The following is a 19,230-nucleotide window of genomic DNA, read 5'->3' on the forward strand; positions in this document are numbered from 1 at the left end:
AGGTTTACCACGTAAAACAGGGCGCATGACCATTACCCCTACCGATCTTGCAGAGGCCGCAGACGTCGCCGCAGCGCAGGCATCCAAGCCGCTTGAGCTGGCCGTCGTCCTGCCGACCTACAACGAGCGCAAGAACCTCGCGACGATGATCGACCGGCTCGACAAGGCGCTCAAGGGCGTTTCATGGGAGGCGATCTTCGTCGACGACAACAGCCCGGACGGCACCTCGGACGAGGCGCGCAGCCTCTCGCTGCGCGATCCGCGCGTGCGCTGCATCCAGCGCATCGGCCGCCGGGGCCTTGCCAGCGCCGCGATCGAGGGCATGTGCTCCACGGCCGCGCCGGTGGTTGCGGTGATGGATGCGGACCACCAGCACGATCCCGAACTGCTGCCGCTGATGCTGAAGGCGATCACCTCGGGCGAGTATGACCTTGCCTATGCCTCGCGCTTTGCAGAAGGCGCCAGCACCGAGGCCTGGGGCCGTCCCGACCGCGTCAAGGCGTCCGGCTTTGCCAACAGGATCGCCAACAAGGTTACCGGCGTCGATCTCACCGACCCGATGAGCGGCTTCTTCATGCTGCAGACCAAGACACTCCGGGCCGACGCGCATCGGCTCTCGGGCGTGGGTTTCAAGATCCTGCTCGACATTCTCGCCACGGTGGACACGCCGCTGCGGGTCAAGGAGTTTCCCCTGAACTTCGCCGCGCGCGCGGAAGGCGAGAGCAAGCTGGACAGGACGGTCGTGTTCGAATTCCTCGTTGGTCTTTACGACAAGTGGCTCGGCCGCTTCATCCCCACCCGCTTCGCGCTGTTCGGCACGGTCGGCGGCCTGGGCGCGGTGCTGCACATGACGGTGCTGGCGCTGGTCCTGCACCTGTTCGGCGCGGACTTCGCGATGAGCCACTATCCCAAGGAAGCGGCCTTCATCACCGGCCAGACGATTGCGGCCATCGTCGCGATGACGTTCAACTTCGTGCTGAACAACGAACTGACCTATGCCGACAAGCGTCTGCGCGGCTTCGGCCCGCTGGTGCGCGGCTGGGCGCAGTTCGCGCTGACCTGTGCGTTCGGCATGATCGCCAATATCGGCGCATCGACGGCGCTCGTCCGCATCGGTTTCCATGACTATGCGGCGGCGATCATCGGCATCGTGCTGGCTTCGGTGTGGAACTTCGCGCTGTCGAACAAGTTCGTCTGGGGCAAGTACTGAGACCCGGAACTGGCCGTTTTCGGCCGGTTCCTCTGATCTCGTTTCGCAAACGCGCGCCGTTCGTCGGCGCGCGTTTGTCGTTTCAGGGCTCCTGATCGACAGGCAGTCCGGTGTTTCTCCCGTTTTCGCAAAGGGGATGGGAGAGGACCATCATAGATCGATGTGCCCGATCCGCAGCTGATCGCGGCGCGGCAAGCGCGGCGGGCGTTCGGTGTGGTCGAGGTGCTGACGCCCGACATCCAGGCGGAATACCGGGTGGTAGCGACGCTGCCGGGCTGGAAGGCGATGCTTGCCCGGGGGAACGGGCAGCACCGCATCGTCGCCTGAACGTCAGCGCCAGCTCGGCAGCCACATCCAGAAATTGTAGGTCTCGTCGCTCGGCAGCGGCAGGCCCGAGATGATCGGGAAGAACAGCACGAACATGCCGAGCGAGGCCGCCATCGATAGTGTTCCCAGCTTGCGCCAGCGGTCCTTGCGCTGCCACAGCGCGTCGAGCGCGAAGGCCAGCAGTGCCATCAGGAAGGCGCCCGGCAGCAGGTAGTGATAATAGAACTGCACCGGCTTGCCGTTCACCGCCCAGATCATCAGCGTGGCGGCATAGAGCAGGCAAAACGCGGCGATGTCGCCCCGGCGGCGGAACAGCGCGGCCCACAGGCCCCAGAAGAACGCCGCGAGGCCCGCCAGCATCGAGACGGGATTGCCCAGCATCACGATGCCGCGGTGGGCGCCGTCGATGGTCTTGAACAGGTACCAGATCACCCGCCAGTCGGCCGCCCACTGGTACCAGAAGCTGCGGTAGGGGTGCGGTTTCTTCACGCTGTCCTGCAGGCGCACCATCAGTTCGTGCTGGCCGATGAAGTCGTAGGGCGAAAGCGTCAGGCGGGCGTAGAACATCGCCGGCGCATAAGTCGCCCAGTAGACCGCGAGCGGCAGCAGGCCGAGCCAGAACACCGCTTCGAGCAGCGAGACGCCCGGGATCGGGCCCGCGCCGCGCTTGCCGACGAACTTCCAGCCGGTTTCCTTGACGCGCAGCACGAAAAAGCACAGGCCCGGCATGACGAGCGCCGGGGCGCTGCTCCACTTGGCGCCGAGCGAGAGGCCCATGGCGATGGCAGCGGCGGCAAGGCGCAGCCGCGCCGCACCGGTGGTCCTGGTGCCCAGCGCCGCCGCGAACTGCCACAGCGCGATCATGCAGAGCCCCGCCTCGATCATGTCGAGCATGGCGATGCGGCTCTGCACGAACCACATGAAGTTGGTCGCCAGCAGCACGATCGCGGTGATCGTCGCGCGGCGCCGGTGCGATGCGTGCCAGACCAGGCGGCCGAATGCGAAGAGGCCCGCCGTGCCCAGCAGCAACGGTCCAAGGCGCCATGCCAGCGGGCGGTCGCCGAGGAAGTGGATGAAGGCGGCGATCACTTCCTTGCCGAACAGCGGGTGCTCGCGATTCGTCGGGATCAGCTTCAGCATCTTCAGCGAGGCCGGAACGTAGTGGACCTCGTCGAAGTAATAGGCGCTGGGCGTGGAGATCCGCCACAGCGCAAGGGCGAAGAAAAGCGCGGTGACGACAAGGCACCAGCCGAGCGGGTCACGATTGTTGCGGGAAGCGATCGGCTGCATTTGGGCGCGGAATACGGAGGATATGGGGCGACTGCAAGCGGTGGTTGAAACGCCCCTAGCCATGGCAGAACGGCACCTGGGGTCAGCACGGGCGCTTGCATCGGCGTCCGCGCGATCCTAGAGGCTTGGGCCATGAAACGCACGACCGGACAGGACCGCACCAAGACCCGCAACTGGCGTCCCGCCACCCGCGCAATCCGCGGTGGCACCTGGCGCTCGGAAATGGGGGAGACCAGCGAGGCGCTGTTCCTCACCTCGGGCTTCACCTATGACGATGCCGCCACCGTTGCCGCCCGCTTCATGGGCGAGGACGACGGCATGACCTATTCGCGTCTCCAGAACCCGACCGTGCAGATGCTCGAGGAGCGCATCGCCCTGCTCGAAGGCGCCGAGGCGTGCCGCACGCAGGCGTCGGGCATGGCGGCGATGACCGCCGCGCTGCTCTGCCAGCTTTCGGCGGGCGACCACATGGTTTCCGCGCGCGCCGCCTTCGGTTCGTGCCGCTGGCTGGGCGACAGCCTGCTGCCGCGCTTCGGCATCGACGTGACGGTGGTCGACGCCACCGACCTGTCGGCGTGGGAAGCGGCGATCCGTCCCAACACCAAGGTGTTCTTCTTCGAGACCCCGGCGAACCCGACGATGGACATCGCCGACCTTGCCGGCATCGCCGAGATCGCCAGGGCCCACGGCATCACCACCGTGGTCGACAATGCCTTCTGCAGCCCGGCGCTGCAGCGCCCGCTCGAATTCGGCATCGACGTGGTGGCCTATTCCGCCACCAAGCTGATGGACGGGCAGGGCCGCGTGCTGGCCGGCGCCGTGTGCGGCAGCGAGGAATTCATCAACGAGAAACTGCTGCCGTTCCAGCGCAACACCGGCCCCAACCTTTCGCCGTTCAATGCCTGGGTGGTGCTCAAGGGGCTGGAGACGCTGGACCTTCGTGCCAAGCGCCAGAGCGAGAACGCGCTCAAGGTGGGTGAGTTCGTGGCCGGCCGCGTGCCCAGGATCCTGCACCCCTGGCTCGACAGCCATCCGCGCCAGGCGCTGGCGATGAAGCAGATGGACGCCTGCGGGCCGATCTTCTCCTTCGTGCTCGACGGCGGCCGCGCGCAGGCGCATGCGCTGCTCGACGCGCTGGAACTGATCGACATCTCCAACAACATCGGCGACTCGCGTTCGCTGATGTGCCACCCCGCGTCCTCGACCCACCACAACATGGGGCCGGAAGGGCGCGAGGCGATGGGCATCGGCGAAGGCATGCTGCGCATCAACGTCGGGCTGGAAGATCCCGAGGACCTGATCGCCGATCTCGATCAGGCGCTGACGAAGGCGGGCCTCTGAGCGCCGCCCCGCTTGGGGCCGACGCCGCGGCGTTTCTCGCCGCGATCGTCGAATCGAGCGACGATGCCATCGTCGGCAAGTCGCTCGACGGCACGATCCTGAGCTGGAACCACGCGGCCGAACGCATCTTCGGCTGGCCTGCCGGCGAGATCGTCGGCAGGAACGTGCGCACGCTGATCCCCGATGACCGCCAGGCCGAGGAAGACGCGATCATCGCCAGCATCATGCGCGGCGAGCGGGTGCCGACCTTCGAGACCGTGCGCCGCCGCAAGGACGGCAGCGCGGTGGAAGTGGCGGTCACCGTCTCGCCGGTGTACGACGGCCATGGCCGGGTGGTCGCCGCCAGCAAGATCGCGCGTGACATCGGGCTCAAGAACGCCACCCTGCGGCGTCTCGAACAGAGCGAGACGCGCTTTCGCCTGCTGGCGGAAAACATGTCGCAACTGGCCTGGATCGCCCGCAGCGACGGCTGGATCTTCTGGTACAACAAGCGCTGGTTCGACTATACCGGGACCACGCTGGAACAGATGGAAGGGTGGGGCTGGAGGGCGGTCCACCACCCCGATCACCTCGAACCGGCGACCGCCCGGTTCCGCGCCCATATCGCTTCCGGAGAGGACTGGGAGGACACGTTCCCGCTGCGCAGCGCGCAAGGAGAATGGCGCTGGTTCCTGTCCCGCGCCAAACCCATTCGCGACGATCAGGGCAAGATCCTCTACTGGTTCGGCACCAATACCGACGTCACCGCAATGCGCGATGCCGAAGAGCGGATCGAGCTTCTGCTGCAGGAAGTGAACCATCGCAGCAAGAACATGCTGGCGATCATCCAGTCGCTCGCGCGCCGCACCGACGTGGCCCGCCCCGATTTTCTCCAGCGGCTGGAGCAGCGCATCCAGGGGCTTTCCGCCAACCAGGACCTGCTGGTGCGGCGCGCCTGGTCGCCGGTTCCGGTCGGCGAGATGGTCGAGGCGCAGTTGCGCTGGCTGGGCGAGGCGCAGGGGCAGGTCGAGTGCCGGGGGCCGGAGGTGATGCTTTCGCCCGGGGCGGCGGAAGCACTGGCGATGGCGCTCCACGAGATGGGCACCAACGCGCACAAGTACGGCGCGCTCTCGGTGCCGGGCGGGCGCGTGCACATTGCCTGGTCGGTGCAGGGCGCCGATGCCGGGGAGGGAGAGGCGGAGGACGGCGACCCCGCAAGTGCCGGTTTCCGCATCGCCTGGCGTGAAAGCGGCGGCCCGCTGGTGGCGCCGCCCACCAGGCTCGGCTTCGGTTCGCGGATCATCGTCGACGTGCCGCGGGTCAAGCTCAATGCCCGGGTGACGACCGCCTACGAACCTGCGGGCTTTGCCTGGCAGCTCGATTGCGCGCTCGCGGCAATTTCGTGATCCACCGGAAAATTATCGCGCAATTTGTGGAACCCACTGGGTAGTTCTATGAGTTGTCGACTTGTCGAATGACCGATAGGCTGGCCGTGTCATGAAGGAACTGTTCCAACATACTGCCGTGACCGACGGGGTCACCGTGCGTGTCGCCGTGAACTTCCTGCCCGAGCAGTCGCGCATCGAGGCGGGCAAGTGGTTCTGGGTCTATCACATCCGCATCGAGAACGATTCGGATGACAGCCTGCAGCTCATGACCCGCCACTGGCGCATCACCGACGGCAACGGCGACGTCAACCTGGTCGAGGGTGAGGGCGTGGTGGGCGAACAGCCGCTGATCCGTCCCGGCCGCAGCCACGATTATGTCTCGGGATGCCCGCTGTCGACGCCGCAAGGCTCGATGGAAGGGTTCTACACGTTCCTGCGCAGCGACGGCAGCGAATTGCAGGCGCAGATCCCGCTGTTCCCGCTGGCGGCGCCCGCCACCGCGGGCTGAGCCATGGGACGGGCGAAGGCGCGCCGGTGCAGGGTATCGGCCCCGCCGGGAACTGCGCCGCCGGGATTTGCGCCGCCGGGATCCGGGGGGTGCCCTTTGCTTGCGGCAAGCCCCGTCCCGCCAGTCGTTTTCCAGTAGTCCGGCGGGGCGTTCGAGCCACATCCTTGCTCCTTCCCGTTCCAGCGCCTAGGGAAGCGCCATGAAGCGGACGCACCTGCCCCTCAATGCCCTGCGCGTGTTCGATGCAGCGGCCCGTCACCTCTCCTTCACCCGCGCGGCGGACGAACTGGCGGTGACGCCGGCCGCGGTCGGCCAGCAGATTCGCGCGCTGGAGGACCTGCTCGGCGTCGTGCTGTTCCGCCGCACCAGCAAGGGGCTGGAACTGACCGACGAGGCCGGTTCGGGGCTGGCCGCGCTGCGGACCGGCTTCCTCCATTTCGAGGATGCGGTGCAGGCGATGCAGGCGGGCCAGTCCAGCCACGTCTACACGATTGCCGCCCCGCGCGAATTCTTCGCCGCCTGGCTGGCGCCGCGCCTGGCCGCGTTCCGCGCGGCCAATCCGCAAGTGCGCTACATTCTTGTCGACGGCGAACTGACCGACTTTACCGAGGCCAATCTCGACCTCGCGGTGCGCTGGACCGATGGTCCGGGCGATCTCGAAGGGCTGGCGCTGGGCGCCGCCGAATGGGTGGAACTGGGCGGCGGCGACTGGATCGGCTGGCCGGGCGATCCCGCGCCCGAGAGCGAGGCGGCTTCCGAGGGTGAAGATTGCCAGCCGGCGATCCAGGTCGCCGATGCCGGTCAGGCGGTGGCCGCTGCCCTGTCCGGGCTTGGCCGGGTGCGGGTGCCCGCACTGCTGGCCGAAGGGCTCGCGGCGGGCAAGTCTGTCGCGGTCGGGCCGGTCACCCCGTGCCGCCGTGCCTACTGGCTGGTGGCGCCGCTGCCGCAGTGGCGCCAGAAGAAGGTCCGGGAACTGGTCGCCGCGCTGACCGGGGGCTGACGGGCTTTCCCCGGCCGCGCCGCGCACGAAACGAGGCCCGGTGTGAACCGGGCCCCGTGCCGAAAGATGCGCTTTTCGCGAATTTCCAGGCGGGTTCTCAGAATCCGAGGTCCTCGATCGGCCCGTCGAAATTGCCGCCCAGCTTGTGGGCGGCCCTGGCCAGCTGGTCCTGCGGCACGCCCTTGAGGTAGCCGTCGATGATCCGCTGGTAATTGCTGATCAGCCCTTCGACGTCCTTCGAGAGTCGCATGAACTCGAAGCCGGTGGCGTGCAGGCCCTTCTGCTGGATCGGGATGTTCGAATAGTCCTGGCGCGGGATCGGCGGGAAGTCCGGGCTGTTGTAGGGCAGCACGGTGGGTTCCATCACCGTCTCCATGTCGCTGTCCTCGGGCACGTAAGTGAGCGACCAGATCTCGAAGAAGCAGGTCTCCGGCCCGGTCGGGCGGATCCGGTAGGCCGACATCGAGGTGAAGTAGGGCAGCAGGAAGTAGTGGGGGAACAGGAACTCCACCGCCTTCACCGGGTGCGTCTGCGCCACCGTGCAGAGGTCCGGCACCGGCTCGCCGCGCGCTTTGAGCTGCTCGGTGATCTGGTGCATGACGATGCCCAGCCAGTGGAACATCGCCATGTTCTGGTCTTCGGGCAGGCCTTCCTCGATGCCGACGAGGCCGCGCGCGATCTCCACTTCCTTCTCGTGGACCATGCCCGCCATGCCCTCGCTGAGCAGGGCCATGGAATTGACCTGCAATTCCTGGTTCTCGCGGTAGGAGAGGTGCGCCTCGGCCATGATCGGCACCGGGCCGCGCGGGGTCTTGTACATCGAATCGTACATCATCGGCGCGGCATGCTGCAGCTGCGGGTGCGTCTGCATCACGTGGTAGCCTTCCATGAAGGCCTCCATCGCGACCTTCCAGTTGGCCGGAAGCTCGGCGGCAAAGCACCATTCGGCGCGCATCTTGTCGAGATTGCGGGCTTCGAGGTTGGCCGCCACCGGGCCCAGCGAATCCCGGATCGAGGGGGCGTCGTTGTCATGGTTGATCCACACGCAGCCGATGAAGGTCTCGGCGCGGCAGGGGATCAGGTTGATGTCGTCGGCATCGAGCTGGCGCTCGGAAAACAGGTGCTTGCCGTAGACCTGGGTGGATTCGCCGTCCATGTTCCAGCGCCAGCCGTGGAACGGGCAGACAAAGCCGGACTTGCGGCAGTTGCCGTGCGCCTGCCCGGTGCCGCCTGCGAAAGGCACGCCGCGGTGACGGCAGGCGTTGTGGAAGGCCTTCACGCCGCTGGTGGTGCGCACGACGATGACCGACTTGCCGACGTTCTCGTACTCGATCCAGTCGCCCACCTCGGGGATCTGTTCCTCGCGGCAGGCCATCTGCCAGACATGGGGCCACAAGTGGTCCAGCTCGGCCTGGTAGAACTCGGCATCGTAGTAGCGCCGGACCGGGATCCGTTCGGGATCGTCGATCGGATAGGGGACGGACCGCAGCCCGCCGTCGACAGATTTCAGCACTCCGACACCTCTCGGATTGTTCTTCGTTTCGTATTGAACGAATGTACAACCCTGCGGCGGGCAGGCAATGGCGCGCAGGCGCGCGGGCCATCGCGGGCGCGCTAAGTTGGGGCATGGCGGGCCGGGCTCCGCCCGTACCCCGCCCGTACCCCGGTCGGGCATCGCCGGCGCGAATTGCGGGGCGGGGGTGTCCCCAAGCGCGGAAATTCTCCCTAGGACCGCGGCAAGGACATATTCCGGGAGTTCACAGGCCATGGCATTCAAGACCCGCGTCACCGAGATGCTCGGCATCGAGCATCCGATCGTGCAGGGCGGCATGCAGGGGGTCGGGCTGGCCGAACTGGCCAGCGCGGTGTCCAATGCCGGCGGCCTCGGCACGCTGACCGCGCTCACCCAGCCGAGCCCCGCCGCGCTGCGCGAGGAAATCGAGCGCTGCCGCGCGATGACCGACAAGCCCTTTGCCGTGAACATCACCGTGTTCCCGACGCTGCTGCCGCCCGACTACAAGGCCTATGCCGAGGCCGCGCTCGACGGCGGGGTCAGGATCATCGAGACCGCAGGCACCCAGGCCGTGCGCGAGATCTGGGAACTGGTGAAGCCCCACGGGGTCACCGTGATCCACAAGTGCACCGCCGTGCGCCACGCGCTCTCGGCCGAGAAGCACGGCTGCGACATTATCTCGATCGACGGGTTCGAATGCGCCGGCCATCCCGGCGAGGACGACATTCCCGGCCTGATCCTGATCCCCACGGCGGCGGACAAGGTCTCGATCCCGATGCTGGCGAGCGGCGGCTTCGGCGACGGGCGCGGCCTTGCCGCGGCGCTGGCGCTGGGCGCGGAGGGCATCAACATGGGCACGCGCTTCTGCGCCACGCAGGAGGCGCCGATCCACGACAACGTCAAGGCGCGCTACATCGCGAACGACGAGCGGGGCACCAACCTCATCTTCCGCAAGTTCAAGAACACCGCCCGCGTCGGCAAGAACGCGGTGTCCGACGAAGTGGTCGAGATCTCGGCCCGTCCCGAATCCACCTTCGAGGACATCAAGCACCTCGTCGCCGGGGCGGTGGGCCGCGAACTGCTGCAGAGCGGCGATCTTACCAAGGGCATCTTCTGGGCCGGCATGGTGCAGGGCCTGATCCACGACCTGCCGACCTGCAAGGACCTGATCGAGCGGATCGTCGCCGATGCCGAAGCGATTGTCCGTGGCCGTCTTGGCCAGATGCTGGCCTGACCGGGAGGCGACCGCAGGTGACTTACGAAAAAGTTCTCTACCGCCTTGAAAACGGCGTCGCCCGGATCGCGATGAACGATCCCGCCACCCGCAACGCCGGCTCCGCGCAGATGGGCGAGGAACTGTTCGATGCGATGACCCGCGCCGCCTTCGAGGCGCGGGCGGTGGTGCTGACGGGCGAGGGCAAGGCGTTCTGCTCGGGCGCCAACCTCGGCGATGCGGCGGGCATGCTGGCCGACCCGCGCCGCGATGTCGGCACGCTGCTCGACCGTCACTTCAACCCGGTGATCGTTGCCATGCGCGACATGGAGCAGCCGGTCGTCACCGCCGTGCGCGGCGCGGCGGCGGGCGTCGGCGCGGGGCTCGCCATGGCGGGCGACCTCATCCTCTGCGCCGAAAGCGGGTTTTTCCTCCAGGCTTTCCGCCATGTCGGGCTGGTGCCGGACGGTGGCTCCTCGTGGCTGCTGACCCGCGCGGTGGGGCGGGTGCGGGCGATGGAGATGATGCTGCTGGGCGAGCGTCTTCCGGCGGCGAAGGCGCTCGAATGGGGCCTCGTCAACCGCGTGGTGGCGGACGAGGCGCTGGACGGCGCCGCCCTCGCGCTGGCCGGCGAACTGGCACGTGGGCCCTGGTCGCTGCGGCGGATCAAGCAGGTGGCCTGGGCGGCGACCGACTGCACGCTGGAACAGGCGCTCACCCACGAACGCCTCGGCCAGCGCGACGCCTCGCGCACCGAGGACTTTGTCGAGGGCGTCACCGCCTTTGCCGAGAAGCGCGCGGCTGTCTTCAAGGGGCGCTGACGGCACACAGGCGGCTGCCCGCGATGCTGACCCTGATACCGCCCCCGATACCTCCCCCGATACCGCCTATGCGGCGGGCAGCGGCGCAACCTGCGGGTTTATCCCGATTTCCTCGGGGCAGCCATGACGGGATAGTCCGAAAGGCGGGACGGCATGGGCCGTGCCTGCGCCAAGGATATGCCATGTCCGACCTTGAAGCGCTGTTCCGGCACGGCCCGCCCCGCCATCTGGCCCACTTCATCCATGTGGCAAGGCCGCCTTTCGTGCAGCCCTTTCGCCGGGTGCTGGTGGTGCTGGCGATCGGCTGGCTGCCCTTGGGGGTCTTCACGCTGCTGCTCGCGCCCGAGCGGCTTGGCGATTTCGGCCGCGATATCGGCGTCCATGCCCGCTATGCCCTTGCCGCGCCCCTGCTGGTCGCGGCGCTGTCGTCCTGCGGGCCGCGGCTGGGGCAGATCGCGGGGCACTTCGCGCGCTCGGGCCTGCTCGATGCGGCGGGGCGGCATGCGCTGTTCCGGCAGATCGTGGTCAGCCGCCGCCTGCTCGATTCCCATCTGATCGAGGCGGCGACGGTGGTCCTGGCCTTTGTCACGGCGATGCTGACCTTTCGCGGGGTGGCGGGCGCGCACCTGTCTGGCTGGATGCGCGATCCGGGCACGGACCGGCTGTCGATGGCGGGGCTCTGGCAATTCGCCTTCAGCCTGCCGCTGCTGCTGACCCTGCTGATCGGCTGGCTCTGGCGCATCGCGATCTGGGCGCGGCTGCTGGTCTGCCTGTCCCGCCTCGATCTGCGGCTGGTGGCCTCGCACCCCGACCAGTGCGGCGGACTGGCCTTCCTCAGCCAGTCGCTGCGCGCCTTCACCCTGTTCGGCATGGCGCTCGGCGCCATCGCGGCGGGGCGGCTGGGCCATGATCACCTTTCCGGCACGTCGAGCCGGTTCACCGACGGCCTGCTGGTCGGCGGCAGCGTGGCCGTGGTGGCGATCCTCTGTGCCGGGCCGCTCCTCTTGTTTTCCGGGAAGATGATGGCGGTCTGGCGCCAGAGTTCGATGGCCTATGGCGCGCTGGCGATGGAACTGGGCTCCTCGCTCGAAGCCCGCTGGCTCCGCCGCGACGCGGCGCCGGGCGAGGGCAGCGACGGTGGGGACCGGAGAGAACGCCCCGCCATCCTCGAAGCCCCGGACTTTTCGGCCGGGGCGGATCTCTACGCGGTTGTCGCCGGTGCGCAGGCCATGCGGTTCCTGCCGGTCGACGTGCGCAGCGTGGTCATGCTGGTTGCCGCGACCCTGCTGCCTTTCGCCGCCGCGCTGTGCCTGACATTACCTCTCGGCGTCGTGCTGGCAACGCTGAAGGGATTGCTGGTGTGATCGGGGGAGGCCGAAATGCGGCGGCCTATTTCCGGCAGGCCTCCTTGAGTGCAGTCGCGGCGTTCAAGGCGGGCTGGATCTGATCCTTGGCCACGTGGAGCGGTACGAAGGCGTCATCGGCTTCATCGTCGATGTCGATGCGGATCCAGTCGGTCCACCAGATTTCCTTCTGATCCTTTCCTTCCACGAACTGTACCCAGCGCACTCTTGTCCAGTCGGCCTCGAAGATGAAGTCGATCTTCGTCTGTTTCTGGGTGGTTTGATAAACGAAGAATGCGGTCTTGCAGGGATCGTCCGTGGGCACGGTGACGTTGTAGATATGCGGATAGATCGCGGGCCGCATGGCTGCGCTCAGCGCTTCCTGAGCCGATGACGCCGGACTGGAAGCGGACGAGACATCCTGAGCGGTCACCGCCAGAGGCATCGCGGCGGCAACAGCCATCGCCGTGAATGGGATCGCTGTCCTGAACATCTCCATTTACCCCGGATCTGACTGCCAATTATATATCGTATACTGTGACAATAAAATCTGTTGGGGTAAAGAGTTATCGCGGTGGTGCTAGGAGCATTTGTGGCGGGATCGGGCTGGCGCCGCCCTGAAAATGCCCTTTCAGGCATTTTTAAACAAGCTCTCAGACCGCACCCGCCGCGCGCAGCCGCGCCAGCCCGGCCTCGTCGATGCCGATCTCGGCCAGCACTTCGGCGGTGTGTTCGCCCAGCATCGGCGGGGCCATGCGGATCGTGGCCGGGCTCGCCGACATCTGGGCGAGCGGGCTGGCGATGAGGTCCACCGAGCCGCTTTCGGCCCAGGCGTGGGGCGTCCTGGCGCGCAGCTTGCGGTGCCTGACCTGCTCGTCCTCCCAGACTTGCGCGAGTTCGTTGTAGCGCGCGGCGGGGATGCCGACGCCGTCGAGCATGGCCTGCATCCGGGCGACGGTGAAACCCGCGCTCCAGGCGTTGATGAGGTCCATCAGTTCGGCGCGGTTGGTCTTGCCGCGCTTGAGATTGCTGTCGAAGCGCGGGTCGGTGAAGAGTTCGGGGCGCTCCATCAGCACGGTCAGGCGGCGATAGTGCTCGTCGGTGCCGGCGGTGAGGTACACGATGCCGTCGGCGCAGTGCATCAGGTCGGCGGGGCCGCCGCCGTTGCCGCCGTTGCCGAGCCGGGGAGGGGCCTGGCCGCTGATCAGGTAGTCCTGCATGATGTGGCTGACCATCGCCACCGAACTGTCGAGCAGGGCGATGTCGATGAACTGTCCCTCGCCGCTGCGATGGCGGTACTGCAGCGCGCCGAGGATGGCGAGCGCGGTGTTGTGGCCGGTCACGAAATCGACGAGGCTGGGCCCGGTCTTGAGCGGGCCGGCGCCGGGCTGGCCTTCGGGAATGCCGGTGACGGCCATCATGCCGCCGGTGGCCTGGAATAGCCCGTCATAGCCCGGACGCGCGGCCATCGGCCCGGTCTGGCCGAAGCCGGTGACCGAGCAGTAGATCAGCCGCGGGTTGATCGCCTTCAGGCTCTCGTAGTCGAGGCCGAAGCGGGCGAGATCGCCGACCTTGTAGTTCTCGATCAGCACGTCGGCGGTCTTGACCAGTTCCTTGAGGATGGCCTGCCCCTCCGGCTTGGCATGGTTGAGCGTGATCGAGCGTTTGTTGCGGTTGGACACGGTGAAGAAGCTGGAATGGCGCGTCTCGATCCCGTCCTTGCCGGGGACCCACGAGAAGCCGTAGCCGCGCCCGTCGTCGCCCACGCCCGGGCGCTCGATCTTGATGACGTCGGCGCCAAGGTCGCCAAGGATCTGCGCGCCGATGGGGGCGGCGAAGACGCGGCTCATGTCGATGACGCGGATGCCGGCGAGTGCCGCATTGCCGGCGGCCATATCGTTCTGGTTCGTGCTCATGATGGGGCAAGGCTAGACCCGCCCACCGGGGCGGCCAAGGCGGGCGCCCCCGCTTATCGCAGAAGCGATCAAGCATCGTTGCCGGCGTGGTCAGGCTTATCCGCCGCGCCGAAAGCGCCTAGCCGGAAACGAAGGACACGGACGGGAGTATGCGATGAAGACGGCGATCATCACCGGCGCGGGCAGCGGCATCGGGCTGGAGACGGCCAGGATCCTCCACGCCGAAGGCTTCGCGATCGTCGGCGTCGGGCGCAGCAAGGACAAGCTGGCCAAGCTGGAAGCCGCGATCGGCAATCCCGATCAGGTGCTGGCGATCAGTGCCGATCTCACCGATCCCGCCGTTCCGGCCGCCATCGTCGGCGCCGCGCTGGAGCGGTTCGGCCGGATCGATGCGCTGGTGAACAATGCCGGCGTCGGCAGCCCCAAGCCGCTCGACGAGACCGACGACGAGACGCTCGACGATTTCCTCGACATCATGCTGGTCGCCCCGTTTCGCCTCTGCCGCGAGGTGATCCCGCACCTTTCGCAAGGGGCCAGCGTGGTCAATGTCACCAGCACCTTCGCGCATGTCGGCGGGCGGCGCGGCGGCGCCTATTCGGCGGCCAAGGGCGGCCTCAAGTCGCTGACCGAGCACATGGCCTGCGAATATGGCCCGCGCGGCATCCGTTCCAACTGCGTGGCGCCGGGCGTGACGATGACCGACATGGTGCGCCACCGTTTCGAGGACGAGGGTTTCAAGCGCGCCAACGTGGAAACCACGCCCTATCCGCGCCTCGCCCAGCCGGAGGACATCGCCAGCGTGATCGCCTTCCTCTGCCTGCCGGGCAGCGAGATGATCAACGGCCAGTCGATCGTGGTCGACGGCGGCTGGACGGCAACCAAGTACCTCAGCCCGCGGGTGACGCGCACGACCTGGGTGGAGCCGGAGGGCGTTTGAAAATCCGCCGTAGGCGGATTTTTGCGGTGCCGTATCGAGAATGCCCCTCGGGCATTCTTCAAACAGACTCTAAGCGGCGGCGGCCATCACGCCGCCGCCCTGCCGCTTGGCGCGGTAGAGCGCGCTGTCGGCCCGCACGAACAGCGCCTCGGGATCGAGCTGGCCCGCTCCGCCGGCTTGCGCGATGCCCGCCGAGGCGCCCAGCGGCAGCAGTTCGCTGCCCCAGGGCACCGGGCTCAGCAGGCCCGGCAGGCAGCGGCGCAGCGTGCGGTCCGGCATCTCGATCTGGCCGGTGCGGGTGAGCAGCATCGCGAATTCGTCGCCGCCGATACGGGCGATCATGCGCGCTTCGGGGAAGGCGGCGGCAAGGCGGTGGCCAAACGCGGCAAGGCAGGCATCGCCCGCGACATGGCCCCAGCGGTCGTTGATCTGCTTGAACGAATCGAGGTCGAACAGCACCAGCGTGCCGATGTCGGCCAGCGCCTCGTCGCCCATCGGCAGGTCGAGGAAGTGCATCTCGAACAAGGATCGGTTGGCAAGGCCGGTGACCGGGTCGTTCTCCGCCATGCGGCGCAGGCGCAGCCAGCGGGCGTGTTCCTCGGTGACGTCCTGCTTGGTGCCGTAGAGTTCCGAGGCATGGTCGCCGGCCATGCGGACGGCGGCGGTGAGGCGCATCCAGCGCAGTTCGCCGTCGGCGCGGCGGATCTGGGCGTCCATGGTGAAGCCGGCGCCGGTGGCGAGGGCATGGGCGCGCAGCCGTTCCATCGTCTCGCGCGATTCTTCGCAATAGAACGTGAGTGCCTCGCGCCGGTCGACCTGCCGGTCCATCGGCAGCCCGAACAGTTCGAACACGCACTCGGTCCAGGACAATTCCTGGGTCGCCAGATCGCATGCCCAGGCGCCCAGCCCGATCAGCCGCGTCGCACGGGCATAGAGCGCGGCATCGGCGCTGGCAGTCGGCCCCGGCTGCAAATCGGGTGCATGACGGATGCCCAAGGGCGTGTGGAACACGAAAACGGATCCTCGAACGAGGGGGCTGATGGAATCGGCGGAATATTCGGGAATTCCCCATTGGTATTACTCCGCAAAAGGTAAAGACCGTGCAATCATCCGAAAGTCGGTTTTTCCCGCGCCGCTGGAGGCAAGCGTTTCGCCCGGTGAGGCAAGTGGCCAGGGTTGCCGCGCCCCGGGTCGGCGCCGATAGTCGGTGCGCAAGAGCACGCGGGAGAACACGTGATGATCCGGGGCATCCACCATGTCGGCGTGAACTGCCGCGATCTGAAGCGCATGACCCGGTTCTACTGCGAGGCCTTCGGGTTCGAACCGGTGGACGAGGGCTTCGGCTGGTCCGGCGAGCCGGTGATGGACCGCATCGTCGACCTGCCGGGCTCGGCGGCCAGGGGCGTGATGCTGCGCGCCGGGCAGTGCTATCTTGAACTGTTCGAATATTCCGCGCCGCCGTCCGATCTGGCGCGGCCGCTCAGGCCCAACGATCGCGGCTATACCCATATGTGCATCGACGTGACCGACATCGAGAACGACATCGTGCACCTCAAGGCCTGCGGCATGACGTTCAGCGGGCGCGACCATGTCGACGCCGGCCATGTCCTCACGCTCTACGGCTACGACCCGGAGGGCAACGTGATCGAGGTGCAGCAATGCATGCCGGCCAATGGCTTCACGCTTGAGGAATTGCGCGCCGCAAACGCGGCATAGCCGCCGGTTCGCCCTGCCCGGGGGCGATCGGGGCAACCGAAGCGCGCAGGACCGGCGTTCCTTGCCATGAGCGGGGGGGCTCGGGGAAACCGTCTCCGGGGAAACCGTCACCAGAAAAACCGTCCCCGGGGAAACTGTCGCAAGCGCGGTCATGCCGCGTCATCGGCGCGATCCCGGGCAGGCGGGCCATTGCCGCCTCGGCCATGCGTGCCCAGGGCACGTGGACCGTGGCCAGCGGCGGCACGGTCATGGCCGCGAGCGGGGTATCGTCGAAACCGGCAACCGAGAGCTCGCCGGGCACCGCGATCCCCTTTTCGGCGGCGGCGGCAAGGGCGCCGGCGGCCATCTCGTCGTTGCAGGCGACGATGGCGGTGGGGCGCGGGCTGAGTTCCAGCAGCAGTGCGGCCGCTTCCATGCCGGACGCGAAGGAATTGTCCCCCGCCGCCACCAGCCATGGCCCCCGGTCCAGTCCGTGCGCCGCCAGGGCATCGTGGTAACCCGCTTCCCGCCGCCGGGCCGAGGCCGATGCATCCGGCCCGGCGATCAGGCCGATCCGGCGATGGCCATTGGCCAGCAGCCATTCCACCAGCGCGGCCATGGCGGCGCGTTCGTCGCAGGCCGGTTCGTCTTCGCCCAGCCGCAGGCACGGCGTGTCCGCCCGGGCGCAGAGGGCGGCAAGGTCTTCCCGGTCCGCGAGCGGGGGCAGCAGGACCACTCCGGTGGGGCCATGCCGTTCCAGGAAGCGGTGCAGCCCCGATGCCGCGTCGTCGCCGCGGGGCAGCACCACCAGTGCCAGTTCGCTGCCTTCCATCGCCCGCAGGATGCCTGCCTCCGCCGCCTCGCGCACGGCGCGGTCGGATCCGTCGTGGACCAGTGCGACCAGGAAGGTGCGCCGCAGCGCCAGCGCGCGGGCCTGGGCATTGGGGACAAAGCCGGTCTCGGCGATCACCGCGTCCAGCCGCGCGCGCATGGACCGGCTGACATCGGGCGAGTTGTTGATGTAGCGGCTGATCGTCTTTTTCGAGACCCCGGCGATCCTGGCTATATCTTCCATCGTGGCGCGGGATCGGGTGCGGATCATCGCGCGATGATGAAGCGCGGCGCCCGCAGGCCCAAGGGCAGTTTCGTCCGCTCCGGATCGATCTCGGGCCTATCCGGCAAGTGCGTAAGGCGGGCGTAACCGCGCGGCAATCGCGACGGACTGATACAAGCCCGTCATTGCGGAAAGGCGCCGAAATCCCTAAGTGGGCCCCGCATGAGCCGGGTTCCCGCCGGATGGAACCGCCACCCCCACTGGAGAATGATGAAGCCCGCCCCGTCGCAACGCCACTATGGAATGGATTGGCTGCGCGTTGGCGCCTTTGTCCTGCTGATCTTCTACCATGTCGGCTTTTCGTTCACCCCGTGGGGTTTCCAGACCCCCACGCGCGGGGTGGTGAGCTGGGCGGAAATCCCGCTCCTCGGCCTCAGTGCCTGGCGACTGGCGCTGCTCTTCGCGATTTCCGGCTATGCCAGCGCGGCGCTGCTCAAGAAGGACGGCAACAACCGCGCCTTCCTGAAAAGCCGCCTGCTGCGCCTCGGCATTCCGCTGCTGTTCGGCCTTACCGTCGTTGTCCCGCCGCAGCCCTACATGGGGCTGATCAACAGCGGCTACGCGCACGGCTACGGCTATTTCCTGTTCCATGACGCCTTCAGCTTCCGCAAGGTGGGCTACGAAAGCCTGCCCGCGACGATGCACTTGTGGTTCGTCATCTACCTGCTCGTCTACACGCTGGTGCTCTGCGCGGGCCTGATGTTCCTGCCGGATGCATGGCGGACATGGCTGCGCGGGCAGGCGGAAAAGCTGCTGTCCGGCCCGCTGATGCTGCCGCTGGGCATCGTGCTGATCTTTGGCGTGAGGCTGTTCTACGACGGCTGGACCGACATCCACAGCCTCTTCGTGGACCGCGCCGCGCACCTCCACTACTTCGGCATGTTCCTCTACGGCTTCCTGCTGCGCGGGTCGGAGCCGATGCGCCAGGCGATCGCGAGGCAGTGGAAGCTGGCGCTGGTGCTAGGCCTGCTCGGTTATGCCTGGGTGATCGGCGATACGCTGCTCTGGCCCGGCAACACGCCGACGCCGGCGGCGTGGGAGCAGCCGCTGTCCTTCGCCAAGTCGGTGCAGTGCTGGGGCACGGTGGTCGCGCTGTTCGGCATTGCCGACCGCTACTGGAACTTCGACAGCAAGTGGCGGCCGATGCTGGTCGAGGCGGTGTTCCCGATCTACATCGCGCACCAGACGGTGATGGTCTTTGTCAGCTATGCCATCCGCGACATGGGGCTGACCGCTCTGCCGGAATTCCTGACGCTCTGCATCACCGTGGCCGGGGGATCCTGGATCTTCTACCTGATCGGCCGCGAAATCGGCCCGCTGCGCCCGCTGATCGGGCTGAAGCGGCACCGGGCGCCGCGCAAGGCTGCCAAGGTCGCGGTGGCCTGAAGGTAAAGGGATAAGACCAGGGGAGCATAGCCCCCCTGGACCCCCATTACCGTCTTCGTTGCGTTGGCCAACCGCGTTGTGCGCTCCTTGGCGCCGCAGGCTATTAGGTCTCCCGGCTCGAAGAGGGTGCAAAACGCAGCTGCGCGCGTGCCCTATACGGTTTTGGGGGTGCAGGGGGGCTATGCTCCCCTGCTTTAATCCTTGTTCTTCACATCCCCGGCCTCACAGGAGGAGAGCCCGCGAGGCCGG

Annotated in this window: 18 protein-coding genes; 12 read left to right on the forward strand and 6 right to left on the reverse strand. The window is 67.4% G+C overall.

Going from position 1 to position 19,230, the window contains the following annotated elements:
• Window positions 1-25: 25 nt before the first annotated feature.
• Complete coding sequence (locus CA833_RS12875; protein ID WP_142634739.1) at window positions 26-1,210, forward strand: glycosyltransferase family 2 protein; 1,185 nt, start codon at window positions 26-28, stop codon at window positions 1,208-1,210.
• Between the two features lie 162 nt (window positions 1,211-1,372).
• Window positions 1,373-1,537 carry a hypothetical protein gene (locus CA833_RS12880; RefSeq protein ID WP_207078239.1) on the forward strand — a complete coding sequence of 55 codons (165 nt, stop codon included), beginning with the start codon at window positions 1,373-1,375 and terminating at the stop codon, window positions 1,535-1,537.
• A gap of 3 nt (window positions 1,538-1,540) precedes the next feature.
• Here CA833_RS12880 and CA833_RS12885 read toward each other — a convergent pair whose 3' ends face one another.
• On the reverse strand, window positions 1,541-2,827 hold the full coding sequence (locus CA833_RS12885) for a glycosyl transferase (protein ID WP_142634737.1): 1,287 nt from the start codon (window positions 2,825-2,827) through the stop codon (window positions 1,541-1,543).
• 132 nt (window positions 2,828-2,959) lie between these two features.
• Here CA833_RS12885 and CA833_RS12890 point away from each other — a divergent pair, with 132 nt between their 5' ends.
• From CA833_RS12890 to CA833_RS12905, 4 genes are all read left to right on the forward strand, one after another.
• Complete coding sequence (locus CA833_RS12890) at window positions 2,960-4,168, forward strand: PLP-dependent aspartate aminotransferase family protein (protein WP_207078240.1); 1,209 nt, start codon at window positions 2,960-2,962, stop codon at window positions 4,166-4,168.
• Entirely contained in the window at window positions 4,165-5,553 is a 1,389-nt protein-coding gene (locus CA833_RS12895) for a PAS domain S-box protein (RefSeq protein ID WP_207080088.1), read from the forward strand. Before CA833_RS12890 ends, CA833_RS12895 begins: the two co-directional genes overlap by 4 nt.
• A gap of 91 nt (window positions 5,554-5,644) precedes the next feature.
• A complete protein-coding gene (gene apaG, locus CA833_RS12900) occupies window positions 5,645-6,043 on the forward strand; it encodes a Co2+/Mg2+ efflux protein ApaG (protein WP_142634733.1) in 399 nt (132 codons plus the stop codon).
• Between the two features lie 199 nt (window positions 6,044-6,242).
• On the forward strand, window positions 6,243-7,043 hold the full coding sequence (locus CA833_RS12905; RefSeq protein ID WP_207078241.1) for a LysR family transcriptional regulator: 801 nt from the start codon (window positions 6,243-6,245) through the stop codon (window positions 7,041-7,043).
• Window positions 7,044-7,140: 97 nt separating this feature from the next.
• Here the strand turns inward: CA833_RS12905 and CA833_RS12910 are convergent, their stop codons facing one another.
• On the reverse strand, window positions 7,141-8,556 hold the full coding sequence (locus CA833_RS12910) for an SRPBCC family protein (RefSeq protein ID WP_207078242.1): 1,416 nt from the start codon (window positions 8,554-8,556) through the stop codon (window positions 7,141-7,143).
• Between the two features lie 253 nt (window positions 8,557-8,809).
• Between CA833_RS12910 and CA833_RS12915 the strand changes: the two genes are divergently transcribed.
• The 3 genes from CA833_RS12915 (at window position 8,810) to CA833_RS12925 (ending at window position 11,954) form a co-directional block, all read left to right on the forward strand.
• Window positions 8,810-9,790: a nitronate monooxygenase family protein gene (locus CA833_RS12915; RefSeq protein ID WP_207078243.1), complete on the forward strand. Its 981-nt coding sequence runs from the start codon at window positions 8,810-8,812 to the stop codon at window positions 9,788-9,790.
• A 17-nt stretch (window positions 9,791-9,807) separates the two neighbouring features.
• A complete protein-coding gene (locus tag CA833_RS12920; protein ID WP_142634727.1) occupies window positions 9,808-10,590 on the forward strand; it encodes an enoyl-CoA hydratase-related protein in 783 nt (260 codons plus the stop codon).
• 182 nt (window positions 10,591-10,772) lie between these two features.
• The gene (locus tag CA833_RS12925; protein ID WP_207078244.1) at window positions 10,773-11,954 is read left to right on the forward strand and encodes a hypothetical protein; all 1,182 of its coding nucleotides are present in this window, start codon (window positions 10,773-10,775) and stop codon (window positions 11,952-11,954) included.
• 25 nt (window positions 11,955-11,979) lie between these two features.
• On the opposite strand, the gene CA833_RS12930 is transcribed toward CA833_RS12925, so the two are convergent.
• The gene (locus tag CA833_RS12930; RefSeq protein WP_207078245.1) at window positions 11,980-12,396 is read right to left on the reverse strand and encodes a hypothetical protein; all 417 of its coding nucleotides are present in this window, start codon (window positions 12,394-12,396) and stop codon (window positions 11,980-11,982) included.
• A gap of 190 nt (window positions 12,397-12,586) precedes the next feature.
• Window positions 12,587-13,849 (reverse strand): CaiB/BaiF CoA-transferase family protein, encoded by a 1,263-nt coding sequence (locus CA833_RS12935; protein ID WP_242526083.1) that lies wholly within the window; start codon window positions 13,847-13,849, stop codon window positions 12,587-12,589.
• A 154-nt stretch (window positions 13,850-14,003) separates the two neighbouring features.
• Between CA833_RS12935 and CA833_RS12940 the strand changes: the two genes are divergently transcribed.
• Window positions 14,004-14,786, forward strand: a complete 783-nt coding sequence (locus tag CA833_RS12940) for an SDR family NAD(P)-dependent oxidoreductase (protein WP_207078246.1) — start codon at window positions 14,004-14,006, stop codon at window positions 14,784-14,786.
• 69 nt (window positions 14,787-14,855) lie between these two features.
• On the opposite strand, the gene CA833_RS12945 is transcribed toward CA833_RS12940, so the two are convergent.
• On the reverse strand, window positions 14,856-15,797 hold the full coding sequence (locus CA833_RS12945; protein ID WP_242526084.1) for a diguanylate cyclase domain-containing protein: 942 nt from the start codon (window positions 15,795-15,797) through the stop codon (window positions 14,856-14,858).
• 225 nt (window positions 15,798-16,022) lie between these two features.
• On the opposite strand from CA833_RS12945, the gene CA833_RS12950 reads away from it, so the two are divergent.
• Window positions 16,023-16,502: a VOC family protein gene (locus CA833_RS12950; protein WP_207078247.1), complete on the forward strand. Its 480-nt coding sequence runs from the start codon at window positions 16,023-16,025 to the stop codon at window positions 16,500-16,502.
• On the opposite strand, the gene CA833_RS12955 is transcribed toward CA833_RS12950, so the two are convergent.
• Complete coding sequence (locus CA833_RS12955; RefSeq protein ID WP_207078248.1) at window positions 16,465-17,583, reverse strand: LacI family DNA-binding transcriptional regulator; 1,119 nt, start codon at window positions 17,581-17,583, stop codon at window positions 16,465-16,467. The genes CA833_RS12950 and CA833_RS12955 overlap by 38 nt on opposite strands.
• A gap of 255 nt (window positions 17,584-17,838) precedes the next feature.
• Between CA833_RS12955 and CA833_RS12960 the strand changes: the two genes are divergently transcribed.
• On the forward strand, window positions 17,839-18,981 hold the full coding sequence (locus CA833_RS12960; protein WP_242526085.1) for an acyltransferase: 1,143 nt from the start codon (window positions 17,839-17,841) through the stop codon (window positions 18,979-18,981).
• Window positions 18,982-19,230 lie beyond the last annotated feature (249 nt).

The sequence above is a fragment of the Novosphingobium sp. KA1 genome, from assembly GCF_017309955.1.
In the GTDB taxonomy this organism is placed as follows: Bacteria; Pseudomonadota; Alphaproteobacteria; order Sphingomonadales; family Sphingomonadaceae; genus Novosphingobium.